Annotated in this window: 6 protein-coding genes; 4 read left to right on the top strand and 2 right to left on the bottom strand. The window is 30.6% G+C overall.

All coding sequences use genetic code 11. From position 1 onward, the window contains the following. The first annotated feature begins 295 nt into the window (after positions 1 to 295). Complete coding sequence (locus tag KHA90_RS11555) at positions 296 to 1,360, top strand: hypothetical protein (protein WP_213299547.1); 1,065 nt, start codon at positions 296 to 298, stop codon at positions 1,358 to 1,360. 117 nt (positions 1,361 to 1,477) lie between these two features. Here KHA90_RS11555 and KHA90_RS11550 read toward each other — a convergent pair whose 3' ends face one another. Next, on the bottom strand, positions 1,478 to 1,894 hold the full coding sequence (locus KHA90_RS11550; protein ID WP_213299544.1) for a helix-turn-helix domain-containing protein: 417 nt from the start codon (positions 1,892 to 1,894) through the stop codon (positions 1,478 to 1,480). A gap of 200 nt (positions 1,895 to 2,094) precedes the next feature. On the opposite strand from KHA90_RS11550, the gene KHA90_RS11545 reads away from it, so the two are divergent. Both KHA90_RS11545 and KHA90_RS11540 read left to right on the top strand, forming a co-directional pair. After that, on the top strand, positions 2,095 to 2,436 hold the full coding sequence (locus KHA90_RS11545; RefSeq protein WP_213299541.1) for a hypothetical protein: 342 nt from the start codon (positions 2,095 to 2,097) through the stop codon (positions 2,434 to 2,436). A gap of 485 nt (positions 2,437 to 2,921) precedes the next feature. Then, the gene (locus tag KHA90_RS11540; protein WP_213299538.1) at positions 2,922 to 3,689 is read left to right on the top strand and encodes a methyltransferase domain-containing protein; all 768 of its coding nucleotides are present in this window, start codon (positions 2,922 to 2,924) and stop codon (positions 3,687 to 3,689) included. A gap of 25 nt (positions 3,690 to 3,714) precedes the next feature. Here the strand turns inward: KHA90_RS11540 and KHA90_RS11535 are convergent, their stop codons facing one another. Then, entirely contained in the window at positions 3,715 to 4,569 is an 855-nt protein-coding gene (locus KHA90_RS11535) for a fatty acid desaturase (protein ID WP_213299534.1), read from the bottom strand. A gap of 629 nt (positions 4,570 to 5,198) precedes the next feature. Here KHA90_RS11535 and KHA90_RS11530 point away from each other — a divergent pair. Further along, the gene (locus tag KHA90_RS11530) at positions 5,199 to 7,610 is read left to right on the top strand and encodes a TonB-dependent receptor (RefSeq protein WP_244860306.1); all 2,412 of its coding nucleotides are present in this window, start codon (positions 5,199 to 5,201) and stop codon (positions 7,608 to 7,610) included. The last annotated feature ends 32 nt before the right edge of the window (positions 7,611 to 7,642 follow it).

The raw sequence follows: 7,642 nt of genomic DNA, 5'->3' as shown, positions 1-7,642 counted from the left end.
TTAGATAATTTTTTATTATATTTGACATAGATATTGTTTTGTTTGGCGACATCAAGATACTGAATTTCAGTATCTTGAACAATATCTAGTCCGTATTTTTTACTTGAAATAATTACACCCAACGGGTAAGTTTAATATTAAAGTAGATATAATTGAGTTTGAATATTTTGTAGATATTGAAAAACAATTGTCAGATTTGAGTATTGAATCTGAAAATATTAGAGATAAGTTCATTAATGTTTATAAAGAAAATATTCCGTTTAAAATTTTTAGTGACTTCAATTCTTATCTAAAAATGAATGAAATAGATAAAAATGGAGATGTCTTAATTTTAAACATTGAAAATGAACCACTGTCATATTTGGACAAAAAAACCTATGTAAATTTTATTGAAAATAATGAAAATCATTTTTTCAACAACGCTATAGGTTATAATTCATTTATACAATTCATAAAAGATCAAGATGTTGATTCAGAAGAAGCTTTTCATTTTGTAGATTATGTGAATAGTGATAATCGTAAAATTGTATTTACAAGTGCAAATGAAAAGGGCAGAATTATTATAAAATATTATAACGAAATTCATCATTTTGATGTTAAAATTAATTATAGTAAATCATTTGAAAAATTTGAAAATTGCTTTAAAGAAGATAATCAACATCTCCCAAAATTTTTAAAAAATTCGATTATAGATTTTTCTGCGAAATATGAAAGTGAAAATAGAATTTTTAAATTATTTGAAAATCTTAATGATATAATTAATGCAGCAAAAGTTAATTTTGAAATTTATCTAAATAATCTATCAATCGACAAAATCAGAAAAGATTATGAAGAATATAAATCAAAATATTTTAAAGAACTTTCGGAAATACTTTCAAATTTAACTCAGAAAATAATTGGATTTCCAATTATCATTGCTACAACCTTATTTGCAATTGAAAAAGTAAAAGAGAATTTTAATTTTTTGATATTAATAATTTTTATAATTGTTATAACCAATGTTTATCTAGTTTTATTACTCAAAATGAATTTTAAAGACCTAACATATATTAAATTGATTTGTGAAAAAGATTACTTAACATTAAAAGACAATAATTTTTTTATTAAACAGCCTAAAGAATTAGAAATTTTTTCAGTTATTTATCAAAGAATAACTGATAGAATTAAGTATTTACGAATGATTTCTGAAGCGTATTATTGGATTTTGTGTATTTCTAATACAATTATAATTGTTTTAATTTTAAATTATTTAGGAATAGATTTAGAAATTGTAGGATTTATAACTTTGGCAATACTTTTTATAATGGCTATTTTTAGAAATAAAATTTTAAATGATAACGAAAACGCAAGTCTTGCTTAGTTTAATAACCCATATCTCGGATTTTCAATCCATACCCACAAATTAGATCAAAAAATCTTGCATAAAAAAAGAGACCCACAAGTCTCTTTTTCTATTTAATATATGTTTTAATAAAAATTATTTATCCTTTAAGAATTTCTCCAAATAAGCATTTTTCTCTTTTTCAGATTCTAACAAACGCTCATAAAGTTTTTTGTTTTCATCATAAGATTCAATCAATTTATCTAAAGGATTGAAAGTACACTGATTATTAAACGTTCCATTTCCTCCGCCGATACTGTTATCATAGAAATTATTAAAATAATTAATTGCAGCTTCGTCTGAGAAATTTTTAAGAGCTTCAACACTTACTCCCAAAGCTTTTGCTACATCAATAAGTTTTTCATCGCTTATAGTTTCACTATTTTCAAGTGCAGATATTGCCTGTTGGTTGGTTCCTAAAGCTTGTGCCAATGCTTCTTGTTTCATATCACGAAGTTCACGAATACGGCTAATTTTTCGCCCTATATGATTTGGTTTTGTAAGTGTGCTCATAATTCAAAGATAATAATTAAGTGTAATAAGTCGCAATATGTAAAAAACATATTTATTGCTTTACAATACGGCTAAAAATGATTTGGTACTATTTAATGTATTTCTTTCTTCGCCGGGTCAAACAAAAGTACAATTTTTCTTATAATAAAATAATAAAAGTCTAATTGTAAAATGATTAATATATAAATAAAATGTACGCCATGGAAACCAATGAAATCAAAAAATTAGATCGCCTTAAAAAATTAACTTCCAAATATTGCAATACTTTAACTCCGTCTGCTGATAAAACACGAACTCATACAGCTCAAATTAAAGTACTGAATTATTATGAACTTGGCTGTAATATTACCGAAATTATAAAATTATGTATTGTAGCGTTAGAACAAGAAGCACATCAAACTTCGACTACAATTAAATATTCGCCTATTAATGTGGCGCTTGTTTTAGAAATGGTTCTTGAAATGTTTCCTTTAGATGAATTTGAATTAATATCCGAAATTAATGAGGTGCTTGCTGGTGATGCTTACAGTAGTAATGAATAAATGAAAGTTCTTTATTTTGTTGTTGTACGCGAGCGCGAAGTCATTAAGTTAACGGAATATGTTGTCGAATAAATCTCGCGCAAAGACGCAAAGTCGCAAAGAAAATGCATGTAAACTTGGCTCCTTTGCGTCTTTGCGTGATTTTTTTAAGTTTTTATTGTTTAAAAAAGCTTAACTTAATAATATCTCGTCCTTAAAAAATTTGCATATTTACACTTAATCCTAAAATAAATATACGTTCAAATTTTATCCTAATTACAGGTTCACAATATAGGATTTCTAATAAAACCCAAATCCATAGCCCAGATAGGAGCGTTATCCTTTTATTTTTTTCCTTTAGAAAAATAAAAGATATAGCGGATAGCTGGAATAAGCTCCTAAAACAACAAATTATAATTTTGTATCTTAGTCAATAGTAACCCAATTTTATTTTTGACCACAAACACTTTTTTCTGATCAAAGATAAAATCTAAAAAGACTAGCAAATGCCTTGGAATCCTGAAATCTATAATAAGTTTAAAAATATCAGATATCAGCCATTTTATGATTTGGCTGATTTTATTGAATCCGTAAACGGAATGAAAGCCATTGATTTAGGTTGCGGAACTGGGGAACAAACGGCAATTTTAGCAGATAAATTCAAGGAAGCTGATTTTCTGGGTGTTGATTCTTCGGCAGAAATGCTGGAACAATCAAAGGCTTTAGAAACGGATAATTTACATTTTAGAAAAGCAACTACCGAAGAAACAATTGCGTCTGCAGAAAAATGGGATTTGATTTTTAGTAATGCCGCTTTGCAATGGTCTGATAATCATGAAATTTTGTTTGCAAAATTGCTGAAATTGCTGAATTCTAAAGGACAATTTGCGGTACAAATGCCAGTTCAGCCAGAAAATAAACTCAATACAATCTTGTTGGAATTGGTAAATGAAGAACCTTTTAAAACTTATTTAAACGGGTTTACAAGAGATTCTCCAGTTTTAAGCATTGACGAATATGCGCAAACTCTTTTTGATGGCGGACTTGAAGATATTCAGATTCTGCAAAAAGTATATCCTATAATCGCAAACGATCATGATACGCTTTATAATTTTATATCGGGTTCGGCTTTGATTCCGTACATAGAACGATTGAAAGGCGAGGAGCAGGCGCTTTTTATTAAAACGTATAAGGAGAGAATAGCGGAAAATTTCCCGAAACTTCCGGCGATATATTCCTTTAAAAGGCTTTTGCTTTATGGAAAGAAAGGATAGATGTCGAAATTATAAGTTTTATAATTTATTTCGGTTTGTAAAAAGTAAAAGCCTTATCAAAAAAAATACCCTTTAATGTTTTTATAGGATTAGAATTTTTCTCCCGTCTGATCAATCCAATTTTTAATGTAAGCCACGACAAATTAGGATGTTGATGATGAACATCATGATTGCCAATTCCAAATCCCATTGGAAACCAATAGGTATTTGTTTTGCGTTCTAAAGCTGTTCCCATGTGCTCACACCAATTTCTTACTACTGAAATAAGATTTAAAAGTAAAAGTGTAAACAAGACAAAATAAAATGGCGGATTAATTGTAATAAACCAAATTACACTAAGAAAAATAGAGAGTATAAAATAGAGCTTATTAATTTGTAATGAATTTGTAACTCTTTGAGCATTTTCTCGTTTATTGAAATCAAAGATTAGGTACGAAGAATATAAAACAGGAATTGTTTCCATAAGCATATATAAATACCTGTTTTTGTGATACAAATCTTTTAATAATGGAGAAGCAAGCGGATCAAGATCTGTATTTGTATATCCATGATGAATTAAATGATATTTTCTATAATGTTCACCATAAAATGGTATAAAAATTAAAGCTGCACTTATATTTACAATTAACCTATCGTATTTAGTTTTTGTAATTGCTTTGTGTGAACCATCATGAACCGTAATTATTAAAAACGAATGTGCGAAAAAACTAGCAGGAATAAATGCCCAATAAAATCCTTGCTGGAATAAATGCATGCAACAACCAATGCCAATTAATAAAATCGATGCACACAGGATGGTTGTAAAAGGTATCAAAAATGTTTTTTTTCTAAGTTTTTTTTCAATCGAAATTTCTTTTAGCAGTAGTGTATTTTTTCTCATAATCAGTTTGGCAAGCTATTCAATAATTGCTCTTGTTTTTTTGTACTTTTTCAAATTAAAAAGTACAATAATAACTACAAACATAGTAATTCTGAAAGGAGAAAACAGATAATTTTTCGTAGAAAACTAAAAGAATAATACATTCTGTGTAATTATATTAAATTGATTATTGTTAATGCTGAGGTAAAATTTTTCCTGTTAAGTTTTAACATCTTAATATATAGATACATATATTTTTTGGTCGTAAAAAGAGAGGAAAAAACAAACGTAAAAAGTGAAACAATTTTAACCGCACTCTTTGACAAACCTAACAGGTTTTTAAAACCTGTCGGGTTTAATACGTTGTAAAAAATTTAAAATCTAAAAATCAAACCCCAAACCCCAAACCCCAAACCCCAAACCCCAAACCCCAAACCCCAAACCCCAAACCCCAAACCCCAAACCCCAAACCCCAAACCCCAAACCCCAAACTCCTTTCGTAATAAAAATCTTAAAACATTATTTTCGTGTGGGTTTTAAGTTTATATAAGTGGTGTTTTCTTAAAAATATTAAAGAAGTACAGTTGATATTTAAGAAAAAATAGTGTTCATTTGCGCTTTAATTTAGAATCAGTTTAAATAAAGATAACATGACCATAAAAATACGATCAACTGTCTCTTTTATAAATACTTCGTATAAAAAGAGATTCGGTTTAAAACAAAAAATTAATTTCATAATAATGTTCGGTTTGTTGATAAGCGGAAGTTTTGTTCACGCTCAAACGACTTTAAACGGACAAATAGGCGGAACTATTATCACAAATGACGGAAATGCGGGGCAAGGCGTTATTGTAAAATTAATAGAAATCAATAAAAGCGCTGTCACGAATTCGGCGGGACATTATGAGTTTAAAAAACTGCCTTTTGGAACCTATACTTTAGAAGTTACAATGTCAGGATATGCATCATCTACCGAAACGGCTGAGATTACAGCACAAGTCCCATCTACAGAAGTGGATATCAGAGTAAATTCATCTGTTCAGAATCTTGAAGATGTTGTGATTCGTTCCGGCGGAAATCGTTTTGCTAAGAAAGAAAGTATCGATGTAGCAAAAATGCCTTTAAAAAACATTGAAAATTCGCAGGTTTATATTGTGGTAAGCAAGGAATTAATGAAGGAACAAATTGTTACAGATTATAATAGTGCATTTAAAAATGTTCCCGGAGCCGGAATTGCTGAGGTGAGAAATCAAGGTCGAACTACTTCGATATCACGAGGTTTTGCAACGCCGCAAGTGGTGAGAAACGGCGTAGGAAGTTTTACCTATACTACAATTGATCCTTCAAATCTGGAACGTATTGAGGTTATCAAAGGACCATCGGCGACACTTTTTGGAAGTACATTATCATCATTTGGCGGATTGTTCAATCGTGTTACAAAAAAGCCTTTTGATAGTTTCAAGGGAGAAATTTCGTATTCGGCGGCAAGCTGGGATTTAAACCGATTAACCGTTGATGTAAATACGCCTGTAAACGAAGATAAAACTGCTTTATTAAGAATCAATACGTCTTTGCACAGCGAAAGAAGCTTTCAGGATGCTGGATTTAATAAAAACTTTTCTATTGCGCCAAGTTTTTCTTACCAGATCAACGATTGTCTAAGTCTTTTAATTGATGCTGAATTTAGCCTTTACAAAGCAACTTCGCCAACCAGACTTGCGCCATTTGCAAAAGGTACGGCACATAGTATCGAAGAACTTGAGATTCCGTATAAATTGTCTTTTGCTAATAATACGATCAATTATACCAGCCAGCAATATAATATTTTTGCCCAGTTAAAATATAAAATGTCAGATACCTGGACTTCACAAACTATTTTATCCAGAACAAGATCCTCATCTGATGGTTATGTTGTAGCGTTGACTATGATGTCAAATACCACTATCAGACAACAGGTTACTTATCAGGAATCACCATTTTACGGAACTGATGTTCAGCAGAATTTTATTGGTGAATTTAAAATTGGAAAAATTAAAAACAGGGTAGTAGCAGGTTTGGATTTTTACAGCCTTCGTGCAACCCGTAACGATGCCATTGTAAATATGCCGGCGATGGATTATAAAAAACCGGGCGATGCTTATAATAATTTTAATGTTGATAAAGTAGCACCATTATTTGCAACGGCTAAATTCAATAATTTTGTATCGAATGATGAAAACACATACAGCGCTTACGCCTCTGATGTTGTGAATGTAACGGACAGATTACTGGCAATGGCAGGACTTCGTGTGGATCGCTACGAAAACAAAGGGACGTATTATCCTAGTAAAGATTCTATTGCAGGAAATTACAATCAAACGGCTTTATCGCCAAAATTTGGATTAGTATACCAAATCATGAAAGATAAAATTTCAGTTTTTGGAAATTACATGAACGGATTCAGCAATGTCTCTGGTTCTGATTTTAACGGAAATACGTTCAAACCCAATCAGGCGAATCAGTTAGAAGGTGGTTTTAAATTTGATTTGAATAAACTATCGGCGACACTTAGTTATTATGATATTAAAGTAACAGATGTTACACGCGACGATCCGGATCATGTGAATTTTTCTATTCAGGACGGAACTCAGGTCAGCAAAGGTTTTGAAGCTGAGTTGATTGCGAATCCTGTTTCGGGATTAAATATTGTGGCGGGTTATACGTATAATGACAGTAAATACGAAAAAAGTAATGCAAGTGTTCAGGGATTACGACCAACAACTGCCGGATCTCCAAGAACAGCAAATTTATGGGCAAGTTACAGACTTGTAAATGGTCCTGCGCAAGGTTTAGGATTTGGTTTTGGCGGAATTTATGGCAGCGAATATTACCAGACCAATACAACTGCTTTCCAATTTTCAATTCCGTCGTATACTGTTTTAGATTGTTCGCTTTTTTACGATCAGCCAAAGTATAGAATTGGTCTTAAAGTAGACAATTTAACGAACGAAAAATATTGGTCGTACAGACTTGCAGCTCAAAACCCAACACGATTAACCGCAAATGTTACGTTTAAATTCTAAGATTATTTAATAATTATAATTTATAAAAAAGG

Origin of the sequence: Flavobacterium psychroterrae (assembly GCF_018380615.1) — a bacterium.
Taxonomy (GTDB): Bacteria; Bacteroidota; Bacteroidia; order Flavobacteriales; family Flavobacteriaceae; genus Flavobacterium; species Flavobacterium psychroterrae.
Note: the sequence above shows the minus strand (reverse complement) of the source record. Positions and strands in the feature narration are given on the sequence as shown.